Origin of the sequence: Bacillus cytotoxicus NVH 391-98, from assembly GCF_000017425.1 — a bacterium.
GTDB lineage: Bacteria > Bacillota > Bacilli > Bacillales > Bacillaceae_G > Bacillus_A > Bacillus_A cytotoxicus.
The window spans coordinates 1,256,240-1,276,007 of record NC_009674.1; the positions used below are offsets into that span (position 1 = coordinate 1,256,240).

General features: G+C 35.9%; 18 protein-coding genes, 1 riboswitch and 2 other annotated features. Of the genes, 15 read left to right on the forward strand and 3 right to left on the reverse strand.

Annotation, left to right across the window (positions count from 1 at the left end):
• The first annotated feature begins 10 nt into the window (after positions 1 to 10).
• From cysC to BCER98_RS06200, 7 genes are all read left to right on the forward strand, one after another.
• On the forward strand, positions 11 to 604 hold the full coding sequence (gene cysC / locus BCER98_RS06170) for an adenylyl-sulfate kinase (RefSeq protein ID WP_011984223.1): 594 nt from the start codon (positions 11 to 13) through the stop codon (positions 602 to 604).
• 11 nt (positions 605 to 615) lie between these two features.
• A complete protein-coding gene (locus BCER98_RS06175) occupies positions 616 to 2,238 on the forward strand; it encodes a nitrite/sulfite reductase (protein WP_011984224.1) in 1,623 nt (540 codons plus the stop codon).
• A gap of 12 nt (positions 2,239 to 2,250) precedes the next feature.
• Positions 2,251 to 2,463, forward strand: a complete 213-nt coding sequence (locus BCER98_RS06180; protein WP_011984225.1) for a DUF3906 family protein — start codon at positions 2,251 to 2,253, stop codon at positions 2,461 to 2,463.
• A gap of 77 nt (positions 2,464 to 2,540) precedes the next feature.
• Positions 2,541 to 3,317: a uroporphyrinogen-III C-methyltransferase gene (gene cobA, locus BCER98_RS06185; RefSeq protein WP_011984226.1), complete on the forward strand. Its 777-nt coding sequence runs from the start codon at positions 2,541 to 2,543 to the stop codon at positions 3,315 to 3,317.
• Position 3,318: 1 nt separating this feature from the next.
• Entirely contained in the window at positions 3,319 to 4,071 is a 753-nt protein-coding gene (locus BCER98_RS06190) for a sirohydrochlorin chelatase (protein WP_011984227.1), read from the forward strand.
• On the forward strand, positions 4,046 to 4,663 hold the full coding sequence (locus BCER98_RS06195; RefSeq protein ID WP_011984228.1) for an NAD(P)-binding protein: 618 nt from the start codon (positions 4,046 to 4,048) through the stop codon (positions 4,661 to 4,663). The genes BCER98_RS06190 and BCER98_RS06195 overlap by 26 nt, the downstream gene beginning before the upstream one ends.
• Before the next feature lie 61 nt (positions 4,664 to 4,724).
• Positions 4,725 to 4,974 (forward strand) — a binding site (T-box leader).
• 112 nt (positions 4,975 to 5,086) lie between these two features.
• Entirely contained in the window at positions 5,087 to 6,439 is a 1,353-nt protein-coding gene (locus tag BCER98_RS06200) for a sodium-dependent transporter (protein WP_041809568.1), read from the forward strand.
• A 316-nt stretch (positions 6,440 to 6,755) separates the two neighbouring features.
• Here the strand turns inward: BCER98_RS06200 and BCER98_RS06205 are convergent, their stop codons facing one another.
• Positions 6,756 to 8,000 (reverse strand): murein hydrolase activator EnvC family protein, encoded by a 1,245-nt coding sequence (locus tag BCER98_RS06205; protein WP_011984230.1) that lies wholly within the window; start codon positions 7,998 to 8,000, stop codon positions 6,756 to 6,758.
• 465 nt (positions 8,001 to 8,465) lie between these two features.
• Between BCER98_RS06205 and gltP the strand changes: the two genes are divergently transcribed.
• The 8 genes from gltP (at position 8,466) to BCER98_RS06245 (ending at position 16,039) form a co-directional block, all read left to right on the forward strand.
• Positions 8,466 to 9,737: a glutamate/aspartate:proton symporter GltP gene (gene gltP, locus BCER98_RS06210; protein WP_011984231.1), complete on the forward strand. Its 1,272-nt coding sequence runs from the start codon at positions 8,466 to 8,468 to the stop codon at positions 9,735 to 9,737.
• 69 nt (positions 9,738 to 9,806) lie between these two features.
• Complete coding sequence (locus BCER98_RS06215) at positions 9,807 to 10,325, forward strand: DUF402 domain-containing protein (protein WP_011984232.1); 519 nt, start codon at positions 9,807 to 9,809, stop codon at positions 10,323 to 10,325.
• A 150-nt stretch (positions 10,326 to 10,475) separates the two neighbouring features.
• Positions 10,476 to 10,581, forward strand: a riboswitch (SAM riboswitch).
• A 94-nt stretch (positions 10,582 to 10,675) separates the two neighbouring features.
• A complete protein-coding gene (locus BCER98_RS06220) occupies positions 10,676 to 11,992 on the forward strand; it encodes a Na+/H+ antiporter NhaC family protein (RefSeq protein WP_041810293.1) in 1,317 nt (438 codons plus the stop codon).
• A 355-nt stretch (positions 11,993 to 12,347) separates the two neighbouring features.
• Entirely contained in the window at positions 12,348 to 12,704 is a 357-nt protein-coding gene (locus BCER98_RS06225; protein ID WP_011984234.1) for a lmo0954 family membrane protein, read from the forward strand.
• Between the two features lie 44 nt (positions 12,705 to 12,748).
• Positions 12,749 to 13,411 (forward strand): PspA/IM30 family protein, encoded by a 663-nt coding sequence (locus BCER98_RS06230; RefSeq protein WP_011984235.1) that lies wholly within the window; start codon positions 12,749 to 12,751, stop codon positions 13,409 to 13,411.
• A gap of 191 nt (positions 13,412 to 13,602) precedes the next feature.
• Positions 13,603 to 14,343 (forward strand): cell wall-active antibiotics response protein LiaF, encoded by a 741-nt coding sequence (gene liaF, locus BCER98_RS06235; protein ID WP_011984236.1) that lies wholly within the window; start codon positions 13,603 to 13,605, stop codon positions 14,341 to 14,343.
• Positions 14,343 to 15,407, forward strand: coding sequence for a sensor histidine kinase (locus tag BCER98_RS06240; RefSeq protein WP_041810295.1), 1,065 nt, complete (start codon positions 14,343 to 14,345; stop codon positions 15,405 to 15,407). The genes liaF and BCER98_RS06240 overlap by 1 nt, the downstream gene beginning before the upstream one ends.
• Positions 15,407 to 16,039 carry a response regulator gene (locus BCER98_RS06245; RefSeq protein WP_011984238.1) on the forward strand — a complete coding sequence of 211 codons (633 nt, stop codon included), beginning with the start codon at positions 15,407 to 15,409 and terminating at the stop codon, positions 16,037 to 16,039. The genes BCER98_RS06240 and BCER98_RS06245 overlap by 1 nt, the downstream gene beginning before the upstream one ends.
• Positions 16,040 to 16,339: 300 nt before the next feature.
• Here the strand turns inward: BCER98_RS06245 and brnQ3 are convergent, their stop codons facing one another.
• Together brnQ3 and BCER98_RS06255 are read right to left on the reverse strand one after the other, a co-directional pair.
• Positions 16,340 to 17,695: a branched-chain amino acid transport system II carrier protein BrnQ3 gene (gene brnQ3 / locus BCER98_RS06250; protein WP_011984239.1), complete on the reverse strand. Its 1,356-nt coding sequence runs from the start codon at positions 17,693 to 17,695 to the stop codon at positions 16,340 to 16,342.
• Between the two features lie 59 nt (positions 17,696 to 17,754).
• Positions 17,755 to 18,012 (reverse strand) — a binding site (T-box leader).
• A gap of 43 nt (positions 18,013 to 18,055) precedes the next feature.
• A complete protein-coding gene (locus BCER98_RS06255; protein WP_011984240.1) occupies positions 18,056 to 19,585 on the reverse strand; it encodes a bifunctional metallophosphatase/5'-nucleotidase in 1,530 nt (509 codons plus the stop codon).
• Positions 19,586 to 19,768: the final 183 nt, after the last annotated feature.

Below are 19,768 nucleotides of genomic sequence, written 5' to 3' on the forward strand. Positions count from 1 at the left end.
AGAGAATAGCATGGACACAAATATTACGTGGCATACAGCTTCTGTTTCGAAAGAGGAGAGAAGAAAGAGGAATGGGCACCATAGTTTTGTCATTTGGTTTACGGGGCTATCAGCTTCAGGAAAGTCAACGGTAGCAAATGCAGTTGCTAGAAAATTATTTGATAGAAACATAGGGAATTATGTATTGGATGGGGATAATATTCGGTACGGTTTGAATAAAGATTTAAGTTTTTCTGAAAGAGATCGCGCAGAAAATATTCGCCGTATTGGTGAGGTTTCAAAATTATTTGTTGACCAAGGAACGATTGTGCTTACAGCTTTTATCTCACCTTTTCGAGCAGATCGCCAGCAAGTGCGAGCTATTTTTGAGAAAGATGAATTTATCGAAGTGTTTGTGAAATGTCCAATCGAAGAGTGTGAGAAACGAGATCCGAAAGGGTTATATGAGAAAGCGAGACAAGGGGAGATTAAGCTGTTTACGGGCATTGATTCTCCATACGAAGAACCGGAAAAAGCGGAATTAACTGTGGAAACAAACCGTTATTCCATTGAAGAGTGTGCGGAACAAATCATTCATTATTTACAAGAACGTAGCTTCATATAGGGGGATAGATTATGAGTTATGAAAAAGTATGGGCAAGCAATGAGAAATTAAATAGGACAGAGAAAAAGAAACTAGAGAAAGATGGTTTGGAGATTTTTAAAGAGATTCCGTATTATGCTGAAAACGGCTTCGCATCTATTCCGAAAGAAGAATGGGATTCCTTTAAATGGGCGGGGTTATACTTGCAACGTCCAAAAGAGGCAGGGTACTTTATGATGCGTGTTAATATCCCTTCTGGTATTTTAACGAATGAACAAGTGGAAGTATTAGCTTCTATTGCAGAAGACTATGGCCGTGATGTTCTCGATATTACGACAAGACAGGCAATTCAATTTCATTGGTTACAAATTGAACAAATACCGGATATTTTTAAGCGTTTAGAAAGCGTAGGATTATCAACAGCAGGAGCGTGCGGAGATATTACAAGAAATATTATCGGAAATCCGCTTGCTGGTATTGATCGTGATGAGCTCTTTGATACAGCGCCAATTGTAAAAGACATATACGAGTTCTTTCAACATAATGAGGATTTTTCGAATTTACCACGGAAATTTAAAATATCTATTAGTGCTAATGTATATAATGCAGCAAATGCTGAAATTAATTGTGCAGCTTTTGTACCAGCGCGGAAAGAAATAGATGGAAATATAGTCGAAGGGTTTCATGTGCGAGTTGGTGGTGGATTATCAGCGCGTCCTTATTTAGCACAAGAACTCGATCTCTTTATTCGCCCTCAGCAGGTGAAGGACGTAGCGATTGCTATTGCGACTATTTTTCGGGATTTTGGATATCGTGAAAAACGCCATTTGGCTCGTTTGAAATTTTTAGTAGCAGATTGGGGGCCGGAAAAATTTAAAGAAACATTACTAGAATATACAGGCCCTTTATATGAAAAGGGAGAGAGTGCTCTAAAAGGATGGAATGCCGGTTATTTTTATGGTGTGCATAAACAAAAGCAGGAAAATCTATCATATGTAGGCTTTAATGTGCCTGTTGGGCGGTTACATTCGGAGGAGTTCTTTGAAATTGCAAGAATTGCTAAGCAGTATGGAAATGGAGAAATTCGTACATGTAATTCACAAAACTTCATTATTCCAAATGTACCAGAAGAAAATGTAGAAAGTCTATTAAAAGAACCATTGTTTGAATCCATATCAGCAAGTCCAAAATCTTTCATCGGTTATGCTGTATCATGTACGGGAATTGAATATTGTAATCTAGCATTAGTGGAAACGAAAGAAAGGTTACGGCAAATTGCAGATTATTTAGATACGCAACTTGCATTAGATGTTCCTGTTCGAATCCATATGGTAGGCTGTCCGAATTCATGCGGGCAACGGCAAATTGCAGATATTGGATTACAAGGTGTAAAGCTTAAAACGAAAGAAAAAGGGATTGTTGAAGCCTTTGAAATATATGTAGGTGGAACGTTGCTTGAAGGTGGTGCCTATAATCAAAAATTAAAAGGGAAAATTGATGGAGAAGATCTTTCAAATGTACTGGTGGCATTTTTAACTTATTTTAAAGAGCATAAATTGCCAGCTGAAACATTCTATGAGTTTGTAGGTCGTGTAGGGATTGAAAATTTACAAGAGGCATTCAATACCATTATAGAAGAAGGAATTGCATCATAGGGGGGCTAACGTATGGATTTATATCGTTTTGAAGCTGTTTTAGTAAATGGTGTTGTGCCTGTAGTTGTCGTTGCGCAAAGTGAAGAACAAGCATTTCGACTTGTTGAAGTCGAATTAGAAAAATATTTCTTACCTTTGCCAGAAGTGAAAGAAATTTCTCTATATGAAAAAAAGAAGATTCGAAAAGGTGCAGCGTTTGTGATTGATGAACAAGAGACTTTGTAGTACGAAATAAACAATAATGGAAACTTCCATTCATAGAATGGAAGTTTCACTTTAACTAGGAGAAATGAGGAGAGAGGATGGGCAAAGTATATATTGTGGGTGCGGGACCAGGAGATCCAGAATTAATTTCAATTAAGGGAGTAAAGTGCATTGAACAAGCGGATGTCATTTTATATGACCGGCTTGTGAATAAAGAATTACTTTCTTATGCAAAACCAGATGCAGACCTAATTTATTGTGGGAAATTACCAAACTATCATACGATGAAGCAAGAAACAATCCATACGTTTTTAGTGAAATATGCGAAAAAAGGAAAGGTTGTAACAAGGCTAAAAGGAGGGGATCCGTTTGTATTTGGCCGAGGTGGTGAGGAAGCAGAAGTGTTAGCAAAACATGGTATTCCTTTTGAAATTGTTCCTGGCATTACAGCAGGAATAGCAGCTTCTGCGTATGCAGGTATTCCTGTTACGCATAGAGAAGTAAGTGCCAGTTTTGCTGTTGTAACAGGTCATCGCAAAGAAGGGACAGAGGAAGAAATAAAATGGAGAAATTTAGCAGAAGGTGTCGATACATTAGCGGTATATATGGGAGTTAGTAATCTTCCGTATATATGTGAGAAACTTTTGCAATATGGGAAAGAAGCAGAGACACCGGCTGCTATTATTGAATGGGGGACTACTTCGTCACAGCGTACGGTTGTAGGAACGTTAGGGACAATCGTTTCTATCGCGGAAATTGAAAATATTCAAAATCCGAGTATGATTGTCATTGGAGAAGTCGTTCGTTTTAGGGAAAAGATTCACTGGTTTGAACAGCAAACAGAAGTAGCATATTCAGTAAGCGGAGTATTGTAAAATGAAAGCAGTGCTGTATATATGTCATGGAAGTAGATTAAAAGCTGCGAAAGAAGAGGCGATACAGTTCGTTACTTCTTGTATGAGTCACATTCATGCGTCTGTTCAAGAAGTTTGCTTTTTAGAGTTGGCAAGTCCATCCATTGAAGAGGGAATTGCTGCTTGTATAAAAAGAGGAGCAACAAAAATTATTGTCATACCAGTTTTTCTATTAGCAGCAGGACATGTAAAAAAAGATATTCCATATGAATTACAAAAAATAAAAAATAAATATGAGAATCTTGAAATTGTATATGGTGATGCATTTGGAGTATCTGATTCGCTTATTTTAGCCGCTTATAAAGAAAGTGGTTTGGAAGAATATCAGGAAGAAGCAACGCTTTTACTAGTAGCAAGGGGAAGTAGTGAGCCAGAAATAGTAGAGAATATGAGGGAGATTGCGTTTTTATTTCAGCAGCAGAAGAATGTGAAAACGGTGGAAGTATGCTATTTAGCTGCAACAGAGCCAAGATTTGAAGATAAATTACAAGAAATAATAGAAAGAAAAGAAAAGCATATCGTCGTTTTGCCTTATTTATTATTTACAGGACTGTTAATGAAACATATTGAACAAGAAGTAAGTAAATATCAAAATGCGGATATACATATAAGTCCGTACTTAGGAAAGAATCCTACAGTTCGAAATATGCTAATTCAAAAGACAGAACGGCTATTAAGGAGCGATCAATATGTATCCACTTACAGTTCGAATTGAAAATAAGCGCGTTGTTGTTATTGGGGGCGGGAAGGTTGCTGGATTTAAAATTATACCGCTATTAAACCAAGGAGCAAATATTATTGTTGTGAGTCCTAAATTAGATGCAAGCTTAGTGAAACTTGTCGAATCGAAAAAAATCCGCTGGTATCAAAAAGAGTATGAAAATGGCGATTTAGAAGGGGCTTTTTTAGTAGTGGCAGCCACTAGCGATCCGTTCTTAAATGAAAGAATTGAAAAGGATGCTGGGACAAATCAATTGGTAAATGTGATTACAAATCCAGAAAAGGGAAACGTTCATTTTCCATCTACCATTCATCGTGGCAAGCTTAATATAGCTGTTTCTACAGGAGGAGCAAGTCCGAAGCTTGCGAAGAAAATTCGCGATGAAATTGCGCATAAATACGGTGAGATCTATGAAACATATCTCGAGTTTCTATATGAAGTAAGAAGAAAAGTGAAAGAATTACAATTGGAAAAACGGGAGCAAAATAGAATGCTACAAGAAGTGCTAAAGCCTATATACCTTCAAAAAGAAACAGAACGAGAATTATTTTTACAAGCATTAGAGAAAAAGAGTCAAGTAGGATAGAACATGAATCGTACTTTACAAACAGAATCGTATGATTTATAATCACAAGTATCTTTAAAATATGAAATCGATGAGCAAGAAGAGTATGTATATTTGAGGCGTTCAGAGAGCTGGGGATAAGGTGTGAGCCCGGTGCGATAAAATATACAGAATGGGCTTGCGAGAGGTATGCTGAACAATTGAGTAGGCAGCCCGGGTTCCGCCGTTAAAAGGATAGGGTATCGGATGTTTCCTGTACCTGAAAGAAGTGGGATTTTCTTAATCCAATTGAGGTGGTACCACGGTATTCCATTACATATATCGTCCTCTACATGCATAGCAGCGTGTGGAGGACTTTTTTTATTTTAAAAAGGGGGTGCGCGAGTATGAAATGAAAGGGTATAATTTACAAAAGTAAGAAAATTCAGAAAAGGAGAATATATGATGAAAGACAAACAACAATGGACGTCGAAAATTGGTTTTGTACTCGCAGCTGCTGGGGCCGCAGTAGGACTTGGAGCAATATGGAAGTTTCCGTATGTGGCAGGTAATGGAGGGGGCGGCGCGTTTTTCTTAGTCTTTTTGCTGTTAACATTATTTATTGGTATGCCTCTTTTATTAGCGGAATTTGTCATTGGACGTAGTACACAAAAAGAAGCTGTGACAGCTTATAAAGTATTAGTACCAAATAGTAAGTTATATCCATGGATCGGCCGCATAGGAGTTGTCACTTGTTTTAGTGTTCTATCTTTTTATAGTGTTGTAGGCGGTTGGATTTTACTATATTTATATTTTAGTTTGACAGGTACTTTTTGGGAGGAAGGAGTAAACTATGGTGAAGTGTTTGGAGCAACAATTTCGAATCCTACAAGTGCAGTTGGAGCACAACTTCTCTTCATGCTTTGCACTATTTTCGTTGTGAGTAAAGGGGTGGAGAAAGGGATTGAAAAGGCAAGTAAATATATGATGCCGCTCTTATTTGTTTTATTTGTTACGATTATTATTCGTGCGCTTACGCTGGATGGTGCTTTTGCTGGGGTCGAATTTTTCTTAAAACCAGATTTTTCAAAGCTAACGGCAGATACGATTCTATATGCAATGGGACAATCTTTCTTTTCGTTAACAGTGGGCGCATCTGTCATGGTTACGTATAGTTCGTATTTAAAGAAAGAAGAACATTTAGCGAAATCAGCAACATCGATTGTAAGTTTAACGGTATTTATTACAGTGCTTGCCGGTTTAGCTATTTTTCCAGCTATCTTTGCATTAGGGGTTAAACCAACAGAAGGACCAGGATTATTATTTATTATTCTTCCGGCTGTATTTGCCAAAATACCGTTTGGACAATTTTTCTTTATTATGTTTTTGATCTTATTTTTCTTTGCCACATTAACTTCAGCTATTTCAATGCTTGAAATTGTTGTTGCTTCTACAGCGAAAGATCATGTAAAGAAACGTCCTTCTGTATCTTTCATCATTGGTTTACTTATTTTTGCTGCTGGAATTCCATCTGCATTATCATTTGGGATTATGAGTGACGTTAAGATATTTGGAAAGACATTTTTTGATTTAGTTGACTTTGCAGTTAGCAATATTTTGCTTCCATTAGGTGTATTAGCTATTTCGCTATTTGTGCCAAATAAAATGCGTAAAGATTTACTGATGAAAGAATTAGAAGTTACGGAAAGAAGAGGGAAAACATTATTTAACATTTGGTTTTTCTTACTTCGTTACATTATCCCAGTAACAGTTATCATTGTATTTTTAAATGCAATTGGTATATTTAAAATGTTATAAAACAAAGTAAAACTTTAATTCAGTAGGTGCTTTTCCATCGCCTATTGATTATGAGTTTGGTGCTTGTTTGTCTAATGAACGGTTATAGGCTTTGTAAGTAACGGCGGCAGCTATAAATAATCCGATTAAAAAAGTATCGAACCCCCGAGAGTAAAGAGGCGTCCTATATAAGTTTCTTGTGCTTCTTGTAGCTCGTTTTGTAATTTTTCTTTATTCATAATCAAATCCTCCTAGATGAATTGGACTATTATTTTAGTCTATGGAAAATGCCTACAAGATATTAAAGAAATAAAAAACTCGGTATGTACCGAGTTTTTTATAGTCCGATATAAGGAGAAGGGTCTACTGCGTTTGTTTTTCCTACATTCCATTCGCCAATATGAAGTTCGAAATGCAAATGTTGACCGAAAGATTGTCCTGTATTTCCCATAAATCCTAATTGTTGTCCTTGTTTAACAGTTTGTCCGTTTGAGACAGAACGGCTGCTCATATGCGCATATACAGTTGTATATGTTTTCCCATTTATTCGGTGAGATAAGTATACAACATTTCCGTAACTAGAAGACATCTCAGAGCGAATCACAACACCATCGGCAGCGGCAATAATGGGAACTGTACCAGAGGCTGCAATGTCGATACCGAAGTGATTCCCTAAAGAACGAGAACCAAATCCAGAGGTCTTTGAGCCAGCAGCTGGTTTAATAAATCCGCCTACATTTGTATCATGTGGTACTGAGGTAGCTTCCGTTGAAGCGGCTGCTTGTTTTTTTGCTTCTTCTGCCTTACGCGCCTCTTCTGCACGTTTCTCTTCTTCCATTGCTTTTTGAACAGCTTGGCGCTGATTCTCTAAAATATTTTTCGATTCTTCTAAACTCTCAATCTCTGAATCTACTTGTGATACTTTTATATGTAAATCATTAATGAGACTTTGTTGTTGTTGTTGGTTTGTTTGTAATTCTTGTTGTTTTTGCTGTAATTTTTGTTCAGCTTCTTTTAGTTGCTGTTCTTTCTTTTCAACAGCTTCTTTTTCGTTTTTTACAGTTTCCCGATCTTGTGTTTGTTTTTTTACGATATCAGTATCATTATTTAAAATTAAACTAACGGAATACATATTATCAACGAGATCTGCGAGGTTATTTGAACTTGTTAAAACTTCAGTTATAATATTTGTTCGCGGTTTTTCTTGCATCGATTGTAAACGTTGTTTAATCACTTCTTGACGTGTATCAATATTCTTTTGTAGTTGCTCAATATGTTTCTTTTTCTCATCAATAAGTTGCTGTGTTTTAGTAATTTCTTTTTTTGTATCGTTTAAATCAGCTTCATTTTTATTAATGGAAATTGTTAATTCATCAATCTTCTTTTGTAATTCTTGTATTTCTTTCTCCATTTGTTCTTTTTCAGCTGACTTATTTTGTAGTTCTTGTTGTTTACCTTCTAATTCTGATTGAATATTGGACAGTTTATCTTGACTTGTTTCTGCGTGTACTGGTGAAAGTAACGGAGAAACAAAAAGAGTTCCCACTGCTAAAACGCTAAAAGCTGCAAATTTCTTATTCATGAGTTGTCTAGCTCCTTTCCCATCTATGATTGTATATAAGAAGAAGAATGCTGTCTATTGTTGTAATCATAATGTAAAGAAAATTTTATAAAATTGCTGAATATTGTCGAAGTTAGTTATTTATATGTCTTGTAATCCTTTTCTTTCCTACTTCAATAAAAAAATGAAAAATGGTAAATATTCATTTTTCTGTTATATGCATAAAAAGAAGGTGCAACAGAAAAACGCTAATAAATCAAAGGAGGGAGTATTCTTATGTTAGGTTTTCTTACATGGGTTTTATTTTTGTCAAGAAAAATATTTGTATTCAGGAAAACTTATTTTGTTGTCAGATTTCATTTTATGATTTATCATTTTAAAGGGAGACAAATGTAGTGAATTGTCGAATTATATGTAATACGCTTAATTTCTTTATTTCATAGAAAAATAGAGTTATAGCATCTAAGAAGGGGGTTGGCAGCAAGTATGAAGAGGATTGGACTTGCATGGCAAATATTAATAGGGCTTGCACTCGGTATTGCAGTTGGGGCGATTTTTTATGGCAATCCAGAGGTTGCAAAGTTTTTACAACCAATTGGTGATATTTTTATTCGATTAATTAAGATGATTGTTGTACCAATCGTTGTAGCGAGCATCGTTGTTGGGGTTGCAGGTGTTGGAGATGTGAAAAAGCTAGGTCGATTAGGCGGAAAAACAATTATTTATTTTGAGATTATTACAACAATTGCGATTGTTGTCGGCTTGCTGGTAGCGAATATTTTCCAACCAGGAAAAGGTATTAATATGAATGAATTAACAAAAACAGATATTTCAAAATATACAGCTACAACTGAGCAAGTACAGAGTCATTCATTTGCGGATACATTTGTAAACATTGTTCCGACAAATATTATAGAATCACTGGCAAAAGGTGATATGCTTGCTATTATTTTCTTCTCTGTATTATTTGGTTTAGGGATTGCAGCGATTGGTGAAAGAGGAAAACCGGTTCTGCAATTTTTCCAAGGGGTAGCAGATGCAATGTTTTATGTTACAAACCAAGTAATGAAGTTTGCACCATTTGGGGTATTTGCTTTAATTGGTGTGACCGTTTCTAAATTTGGTCTAGCATCATTAATCCCACTAGGGAAGTTAGTGATTGTTGTGTATGGATCGATGATTTTCTTTGTTGTTGTCGTACTAGGACTTACAGCGAAAATCTTTGGAATTAACATATTTCAGTTCTTTAAAATTTTAAAAGATGAGCTTATTTTAGCGTATTCTACAGCGAGCTCAGAAACAGTTTTGCCAAAAATTATGGAGAAGATGGAGAAATTCGGCTGTCCAAAGGCGATTTCATCTTTCGTTATTCCAACTGGTTATTCATTTAACCTAGATGGATCAACGCTATACCAAGCGATTGCTGCAATTTTCTTAGCACAAATGTATGGTATTGATTTATCGATTACACAGCAAATTACATTGTTACTTGTATTAATGTTAACATCAAAAGGGATTGCAGGGGTACCAGGTGTATCATTCGTTGTACTATTAGCAACGTTAGGTACAGTTGGAATTCCGGCAGAAGGTTTAGCGTTTATCGCAGGTATTGACCGTATTTTAGATATGGCACGTACAGCAGTTAACGTTGTTGGAAACTCTTTAGCAGCTGTTGTTATGTCTAAATGGGAAGGACAATATGATGATATAAAAGGACAAGCTTATTTGAAAGAGATATCTGGAAAACAAGTAGCGTAATAACGATTGAAAAAGCTCTCGCATCAATATGTGGGAGCTTTTCTATATTGGAAAGGAGTGGGATGTATAATGAAGAGAAAATATGGAAATGGTGCTTCGTGGAAAAGATTGTTACAGAAAACGTATGAAGTGCGGGAATGTGAGCAAGGTATGTTAGGAATTTTGCATGTGATAAAAGTAAAGGAACCTAGTTATAAGCAGTATGATCATAGTGAAATTTGTATTGTAAATGATGGCTATACATGGGTGCAGTATTTTATAAAAGGTAAAAAATTTGTTATTACAGCTATGTTAGATGAACAAAAAAATATAGTACAGTATTATATTGATATTGCTAAAGAGTTCGAAATAGATGAGAATGGCTTGCCATATTTTGATGATCTATATTTGGATGTCGTATTATTTCCAGATGGGAAAATATATTTATTAGATGAAGATGAGTTGGAAGCGGCTTATGCAGAAGAAACCATTTCCAGAGACGAATATAATGAAGCGTGGGATATAGCAAGGTGGGTTATGGAGAGAATCGAAAAAGAAGAATTTCCATGGATTTCTATTTTAAAACGTGAAATAGAAACATTGAAATGATCATTTTTTATGTATAATGATTGGTATATTCGTCGCATTATATGAATAAGAAGAAAAATACCGATTATTTCTATAAAAATAATAATTGACTTTTGATTTATAAGCGAGTAAAGTTAGGAAAGACATTATTACAAATAAAAATATGAAACCTTCTTATAAAGAGAGGCGGAGGGACTGGCCCTATGATGCCTCGGCAGCGGACTCGATTTTGGAGTGCTGTGCCAAATCCAGCAAGCATGTGCTTGAAAGATGAGAAGAGTGTTTCTTATAGATGTATAAGACCTCTTCTTCTTGGAAGAGGTCTTTTGTTATTCAGTAGAAAAGGTTTAAAACTAGGGAGAGATGATATGGTGAAGGAAACGAGAGGAAATATTTTTGCTTTATTGCCACTTGGAATATTTTTAGTACTATTTATTGGTTCTGGAATCATTACAGGTGATTTTTATAAATTGCCGATTTTAGTAGCGATACTAATTGCGGTAGGAGTTGCTTTAGCGATGAATCGGAAAGAGAGTTTTACAGCGAAAGTAGAACGCTTCGCTAAAGGAGCTGGGAATCCAGACATTATGATTATGGTATTAATATTTGTACTTGCTGGTGCTTTTTCAGAAACAGCAAAGGGAATGGGAGGAGTGGACTCTACAGTTAATTTAGCTTTAGCTGTTTTGCCACAAGGATTTATTATAGCTGGCATTTTCGTGATCGGTGCATTTATTTCATTAGCAATGGGAACTTCAATGGGAACAATTGCAGCATTAGCGCCGATTGCTGTAGGGATCAGTCAACAAACAGATATTTCAATTGCGTTAGCGATGGCAACAGTTGTAGGTGGGGCTATGTTTGGAGATAATTTATCATTTATTTCTGATACAACAATCGCAGCTGTTCGTTCACAAGGGACAGAAATGAAAGATAAGTTTAAAACGAACTTTTTAATTGTTTTACCCGCTGCTATGATTACCGTTATATTATTAGTTGTTCTTACTTTAGGAAATCATACAGAAATAAAGACACATGCATTTGATTGGATGAAAATATTGCCGTATGCAGGGGTGCTTGTTACAGCGCTACTTGGATGGAATGTACTCGTTGTATTAACAGGTGGAACCATTTTATCTGGTATCATTGGTTTTTTAGATGGGAGTTATACGTTAGCTAGCTTCTTTAAAAGTGCTGCAACAGGGATGAATGGAATGATGGAACTCGTACTATTGGCAATTTTAATTGGTGGAATGGTTGAAATCATTCAATATAATGGTGGTATTCAATATTTAATGAATACATTAACGCGTAATATCCGTTCGAAAAAAGGTGCGGAATTTGGAATTGCTGGATTAGTAAGCATGACGAATATATGCACAGCGAATAACACAATTTCGATTATATTCACTGGTCCTCTTGCAAAAAATATTGCAGATCAATATGAAATTGATCCACGAAAATCGGCGAGTGTACTAGATGTGTTCTCGTGTTGTGTTCAAGGGCTAGTTCCATACGGAGCGCAGATGTTAACAGCAGCAGGATTTGCGGCTTTATCACCAGTTGAACTATTGCCGTATGCATTTTATCCAATTTTAGTTGGACTATGTGGTGTAGTCTCAATCTTAATTGATTTTCCGAGATTTTCAAAAGTCGAGGAAAAAGGACAATTTCATAAAACAGCCTAATTTTTTATTAGAATAAGGCAAAAAAGACGCTCATAAAAGTGATTTTGAGCGTCTTTTTATCGTTTATACGTCCTTTTTAGTGGTTGTATTTCTCTTTTTTATGATTTGTAAAGTCGTCCTTTACATCTTCTCTCATTTTTTTTATCTGTATTAACCTCTGTCTCAAAATTTCACGAAAGCAACGACATTAGGTGAAAATATGCTTATAAAAGTTCGATTCGTGAAGGGGAAGTTGGCAAAAGACTGATTGTGTCTCAGTCTTAAGTCTGAGATGAAAACGGTTCTTAAGCTCGTTATGGAAAATCAAAAAAATAGTTAAGATAAGAGTATCAAATCGAAGGGAGGCGAGCACAAGATGAAACAATTTCTAGCGTTCATTGCAGCCGGTATTTTGGCTTTAATTGCTCTTGGTAGCCTTGGTGGTATGATAGGATTTGCCATTGGAGCGGGAATTGTGTACTGGAGCTATAAATCATTTGTGCGAGCACAATCATTTTTTGGAAAGTTAGCTTGGGGGATTGTTGGTTTAATCGGTCTATCAATTGCTCTTTCACATTCTCCTGCATTAATTGGTATTGTAGCCTTGGTAGTTTTATATTACGGATACCGTGAGTGGAAAAAGGAAAAAGATGTAGTAATGGATTCTACTTCAAGGAGTTCTACAAGATATAGCAACTTTGAAGATGAGTGGAATAAGTTAATGAAAAACTAGTATAAACGAATTTAACTGATAAAATAGAAGAGAGGAAGATTAGGATGAAACAATCTTTATTTGGCCGTGTACGCGATGCGATTTTAGCAGATCTTCATAATGTATTAGATGAAAAAGAAAGAAAAAACCCAATTGCTATGTTAAACCAATATTTACGTGATAGTGAACGTGAAATAACAAAAATTGAAAAGTTAATTGAGCGTCATAAAACGTTAAAAACGAACTTTGCTCGTGAGCTTGAAGAGGCACGTTATTTCGTAAATAAGAGATCTAAGCAAGCCATTATTGCACAAGAAGCAGGAGAACTGCAACTACATGAGCGTGCTTTAGAAGAAGTCGCATATTATGAAGGACAAGTGGCTCGTTTAGAAGAAATGTATGCAGGTGTTATCGAACAAATTGACGAATTAGAACGTCGCCTTTCTGAAATGAAAAATAAATTAAAAGAAATGAATGCAAAGCGTATGCAACTGATGGCGCGTGAGAATATGGCGCATGCGAATCGTCGTATGAATACAGCGCTTCATAAAATGGATGAAAGCAATCCGTTTTTACGATTTGAAGAAATAGAAGATCATATTCGTGATTTAGAACTTCGCATAAATGAAGGGTATGAACGTGATACTTTTGATATGAAAATTGCTAAACTGGAGCGCGAAATGAAAGATAAAAATGAAGTATCTTTAAACAAAGAAGGGATAAAATAATTGTAGTATATTATAAAACGAGCATATGATATAGTGATAGAAGAAAAGGTGTTGGTAAGCAATACCTTTTTCTTCTATTTATCTCGCAGTAACGGGTAGCCTGATTGGTGAGGGCTCATAATCAGTGGGGGATGAAACCCCCCCACTGATTCAAGTTTCACTTTATATGTAATGAGAAGGGGGGAGCTGAAATGAAGCAACAATTTTCAAAAACACAATTTGTGGGGATGCTCCTCATTATATTTGGATTTGGTCTTTTTATCGATATGATTTCTGGACGCTTTGAACCAGGAGGTCTCATTTTTGCCTTTATTATGATTATGTTTGGAAGACATTATCGAAAGAAGAATCGTTATGTGAGAGGTAATGTGTTTTTATTTATTGGAGGACTTGTATTTTTATTTTTTCTATTTTCATCAGCGGCTTTCGTACTTGTTGTATTCGCTTGTTTCGCATTGATCGGTTATCGACTGATTCAAGGGCAGCAGAAACAGCAAGTTATTCAAGTTCAGATTAAGGAGAAAGGATATATTGATGAGGATAAACCAATCTATCGTTCTGAACCATATTTGAAAAATATGATGATAGGAAACGTACGAATGATGGATCATATTTATGAACTAGAAGATATTAATGTTCAATATGGAGTCTGTGATGTTGAAATGGACTTAACAACGGCTATGATTCCAGAAGGAGAAACCGTCATTGTTATTCGTGGGGTAATCGGAAATATTAGATTGTACGTTCCATATGACATTGAATTATCTTTAAATCATTCGGTTATTGTTGGGAGAGTATTACTGCCAGGGCATGAAGAAACAGGTTTGAACCGAAATGTTACATTTAAAACAGAGCAGTATAGAGAAGCTCCTCGTCGTATTAAAATTATTTCTTCGCTTGTTGTAGGAGATACGGAAGTGAGGAAAGTATGATGAAAAAACAAGGAAATATTTCATGGATGTACATTCGTTATTCTATGCTATCTTCCATTAGTATTGCACTCATTTGTACTATTATCTATATGTGGAAAAGCAAGCAAGATATATATGATTTCCTATGGAAAGAATCCATCGCCTCTGTTCCTGTTGGTTTGTTAATCATGAGTACAAGTCTTCTTATTGGAGGCATTGTAGGATATGCGATTGGCTATTATGTAAAGCAGCGTATTCAAGGTTTGAATACTTTCTTATTTGAAGTAGAGCGAGGGAACTTTCCGAAAGATGTTTCGTTTACGGCAGAAGACGAATTTCATGAAATAGAGCGAAAAGTTATGACACTTACTCGAAGATTAGAAGAACAAGCTGGATTATTTCAAAAGGTAACAAATGAACGAGCCCATTGGAATGAAGAAATGAAGCAAGAAGCTATTTCTCAAGAAAGACATCGCTTGGCAAGAGAACTGCATGATTCTGTAAGTCAGCAGCTTTTTGCAATGTCTATGATGATGTCAGCAATTAATGAGCAAGTAGATCAATTTCCAGAAACAACAAAAAAACAATTGAAGCTTGTAGAGAACATGGTCGTGAATGCGCAATCCGAAATGAGAGCATTGCTTCTTCATTTACGTCCTGTACAATTGGAAGGAAAAAAACTCACAGAAGGTATAGAGGAACTATTAACAGAGCTGTCTAGAAAACAGCATATGAAAATCGAATGGTTCGTTGAATCCATTCAGTTAAAAAAAGGTGTCGAAGATCATCTATTTCGTATTTTACAAGAAGCATTGTCTAACACACTGCGACATGCAAAGGCAAAGAAAATAGAAGTACGCCTTCGTCAAATTGATCAATATGCCATTTTGAAAATAATTGATGATGGTGTTGGGTTTGAAGTTGGAGTTGGAGTTGGAGTAAATAAAGCAGGATCATATGGATTACAATCTATGCAGGAACGTGTTCATGAAATTGGAGGGACGTTAAAAGTACTTAGTTTCCCAAATAAAGGAGCACAAATTGAAGTGAAAGTGCCAATTATGATAGAGAGAGGGGGAGAATGATGATTAAAGTATTACTAGTTGATGATCATGAAATGGTTCGCATGGGAGTATCTGCTTACTTATCAACACAACCAGATATTGAAGTAGTTGGGGAAGCGGAAAATGGCAGAAAAGGTTCAGAGCTAGCATTACAATTAAAACCAGATATCATCTTAATGGATCTTGTTATGGATGAAATGGATGGAGTGGAGGCGACGCGTGCGATTATTAAGGAATGGCCGGAAGCAAAAATTGTGGTCGTAACGAGCTTTTTAGATGATGAAAAGTTATATCCTGTTATCGAGGCGGGGGCAACGAGTTATTTATTAAAAACGTCACGAGCAAGTGATATCGCAGATGCGGTGCGAGCAACTTATGATGGGGAAACGGTGTTGGAACCAAAAGTGACCGGGAAAATGATGTCTCGGATGCGCCAAAAGAAGGAACAACCATTACATGACGATTTAACAGAAAGAGAGTTTGAAATTTTATTATTAATTGCAGAAGGAAAAAGTAATCAAGAAATTGCAGATGAGCTGTTTATAGCACTGAAAACTGTGAAAACGCATGTAAGTAACATTTTAAATAAATTGAATGTCAGCGATCGAACACAAGCAGTTATTTATGCATTTAGACATCAACTTATAAAATAGAAAGGAGCTTCAACGAAGTATGTGTGTATTTTGTTGAAGCTCTTTTTTAAGTATGATTATCCAAAGTAAAAATTTTTTACATCCTCTATATGAAAATCTTTTAGTTATACTTTCAAAATACAAATGTACAAAGAAAAGGTACCTTTGCTGCAAGGTACCTTTTCCAAGGGGCATAACTCATGATTTCAACAATCTAAAGACTTACGAATGAGCTATATACTTATGATAGATGGATTCCACCTAACTCATTAGGATTGGATTTATTTTGTTTGAAATGATATATCCCCTTACCTTGATGGTTTAGGATACTTTCGATTCAGAGGTATTTTCTACCGATGGAACTAGTTTTGCGTTTTTTTGTTTTGCGACAATAAGACCAATTATTGCTCCTAAACATGATGGTAATAGCCAACCGATGCCTTCTGTATATAATGGAATCCATTCAAAGTAAGAAGTAATAAATGAAACGGAAACATTTCCTTGCTTTAAACCATCAAACACACTTACTACTCCGGCGCCGACTAAAGTGCCAACATAAACTGAGCGATAACCGCCAAAAAATTTATGAAGGAGTGAAAGGAGTACAAGGACAATTGCGATTGGATATACAACAAGTAAAATCGGTATAGAGATTGCGATAATTTTTGTTAATCCTAAGTTGGCTACGAGAAGCCCGGCTACACAAATGCCTCTAGCGAAATTTTTGTATGAAAATTTTACTAATAATGTTGAAAAATATTGGCTACATGCTGAGACGAGTCCTACGCATGTTGTCAAACAAGCAAGCGTTACAATAATAGCTAATAAAGAAAGACCATATGGACCGAATAGTTGTTGAACAATCACTGTAAGTAATTGACCACCATTTTTTGCATATCCAAGTGAAACGCTCGTTACACCTAACCAACCGAGTGCAACATATACAAGGATGAGTCCGATAGCGGCAACAAGGCCTGCTTTTGTTGTTGCGATTGCAACCGTTTTTCGATCTTCTACACCTTTTGAGCGAATGGCGTTTACAACAATAATTCCAAATGCAAGTGCAGAAATCGTATCCATTGTTAAATATCCTTCCATAAATCCTTTGAAAGTAGGGGAAGTTACATAGTCTTGCATAGCTGGACCTGACGGGCCAAGTGGCGTAAACACACTTTTTACAAATAATAAGAAAATAGAAAATAATAAAACAGGTGTTAATATATTACCGATACGATCTACTAGTTTAGAAGGATTTAAGCTTAGCCAATATACAAGAGAAAAGAAAACGACTGTGTACACAAACAATGTAAGTGAACTAGTACGAATGTCTTCGGGTAAAAATGAGCTAATTCCCATTTCATAAGCAACATTTGCAACACGTGGAATTCCCATAGCTGGACCAATTGAAATATAAACGATAACCGCAAAGAAAATTCCGAATATTGGGTGAACGTGACTCGCAAGCTGCTGCATTCCATTTCCAGAAAGAGAGATTGCAATAACGGTTAATAAAGGCAAGCCGACACCTGTTAATAAGAACCCGACCATAGCTGGCCAGAAATGATCACCTGCATTTTGTCCAAGCATTGGAGGGAAAATTAAGTTACCTGCTCCAAAAAATAAAGAGAATAGCATAAGTCCTGTGAAAAACACATGCTTTCTTGATACAGTGTTCATTGTTTTTTCCTCCTTTTATAAAAATTCATTCGTAAGAACATAAAAAACTCGCCCCTTCATAAAGGGACGAGTTATATTACCCGCGATACCACCCTAATTTATACATGTAGAAAAATATCTATCTGTATACGGCTTTGCAACGTACAACATGATACGTGTTCCTTGTAACGGAGGACAGCCGGTAAGAACTTACTATTTCTTTCAGTTCTACTTCTCGGAGATGATTTTCGGTTATGCACTGAACATTGGCTTGCAGCAAAATGCCAACTCTCTAGGGAACAGTCCTATAACGTACTCGTTCTCGTCAATGAATTTTGTTTAAGTATTTTGACAGTATTTTTGCATGTTTCTTCAAAAAAGTCAATAGTTTTTTTGGATGAAACTTTGTGGAAGCGTATTGATATATGAAATGGAGCGTATGTAATTTGCAAGAGCTTCTTGATCTGTTGGGCCTTCGATTCGATTTCGCCCTGCTTTAAACACACTAAATTTATCTCCGCCATTTGCTAAAAATGAATTGATGACAACTGAATATACTTCATTATCTCGCAATGGTGTTCCGTTTTCTAGTGAAATATTTTGTAAAGTATAATCCTTCAAACTGTAACGTAGTCCTGAAACTTGTAAAATACGCGTTTCACCTTCCCATTGTTCTTGCAAGGCTCTTCGAATTTCTTTTCCGGATAGATCCATTTTAATAAGTTTGTTTCCAAATGGCTGTATGAGAAAAGTATCTTCCCATGTAATGTTCCCTTTCTGTAAGTCGTATCGAATGCTTCCAGGGTTTACAAAGGCAATATTAGCATTCATTGTTTGGCGTTGTGCTGTAGCAATCAGTATTCCTAAATCGGATTCCCCATGTTTATTCTGCTTTCGAGTGAGCTTGTAATTTGTTACGCCTAATGTCTCTTCTACCTTAGAATGAATTTTTGAAGAATAAGTTTGTAGCCATGATGTGATGTGTGGATTCGGCAGAAGTTTCTCTTGGTAAACAGGGATAATCTCGGCTTGTTTTTTCATAATGTCTTTCGTTGTTCGATTTAAGGTAAGAGTAACGTTTGAAAAAGCTTTTCCATAAGAATAAGCTTGAACAAGTAATTTTCCGTTCATATTTCCGTTTATATAAGAATGAGTGTGCCCTCCAAAGATAATATCAACATCAGCGTCTACTTTATTTGCTAGATGAGCTAGTTCTCCATTTGTAATACCTTCATTTGTGCGACCGCCAAGATGCGCAAGAATAATAAATGCATGAATACCTTGTTGTTGTAGGTGATGCACATAATCATTAACTGTAGAAGCTTCATCTAAAAAGCGCACAGAGGACATATTGCTATACATTGTGACAAAAGGAGTATCTTTTGTTGTGATACCAATAAATGCAATCGGAATCCCTTCAATCCATTTAATTGTATAAGGTGGAAAGAGAGGCTTATTGCTACGATTATCTACTACATTTGCACATATATAAGGAAATGTACTACCAGAAAAAGTAGTTTTTTTATAAAAAAGTTCACCATTAATAAGTTGGTATAGCGTGATAGGACCTTTATCAAATTCATGATTTCCAACTGTACCTACATCAAATTGTAGTTTGTTGAGAAATTCCATAGTTGGTTCGTCATGAAATAATGCTGAAATAGGAGGGCTTCCACCGATCATATCTCCAGTATGTACAAGCAAAGTATTTGGATTTTTCATGCGATACATTTGAATATAGCTAGCGAGGTAATCTGCGCGTCCTACAGCTTTTCCATGTAGCATAGATGTTGTATTTAATTGTCCATGAAAATCGTTGAGGCTAATAATCTGTACGGGTATGTTCGGAGAAGGAATGAAAATAGAGATAACCAATTTCATCAAGAAAGTAAACAAGAAGAAGGGATACATGATGATACTCCTCTCTGCAACTCATTTTTTGAAAAGGTATCTTCTAAAAGTCTGGGTGATTGTAATACGATCACCTCAAAAAAAGCAGATTCGTAAAACGTTGGTTATGAAGAATGTAAGTATAGATGAAGAGACGTCTCTGTTTGAAGGTTCACTTTAGTGTATGAGAGTGAAACAATATTT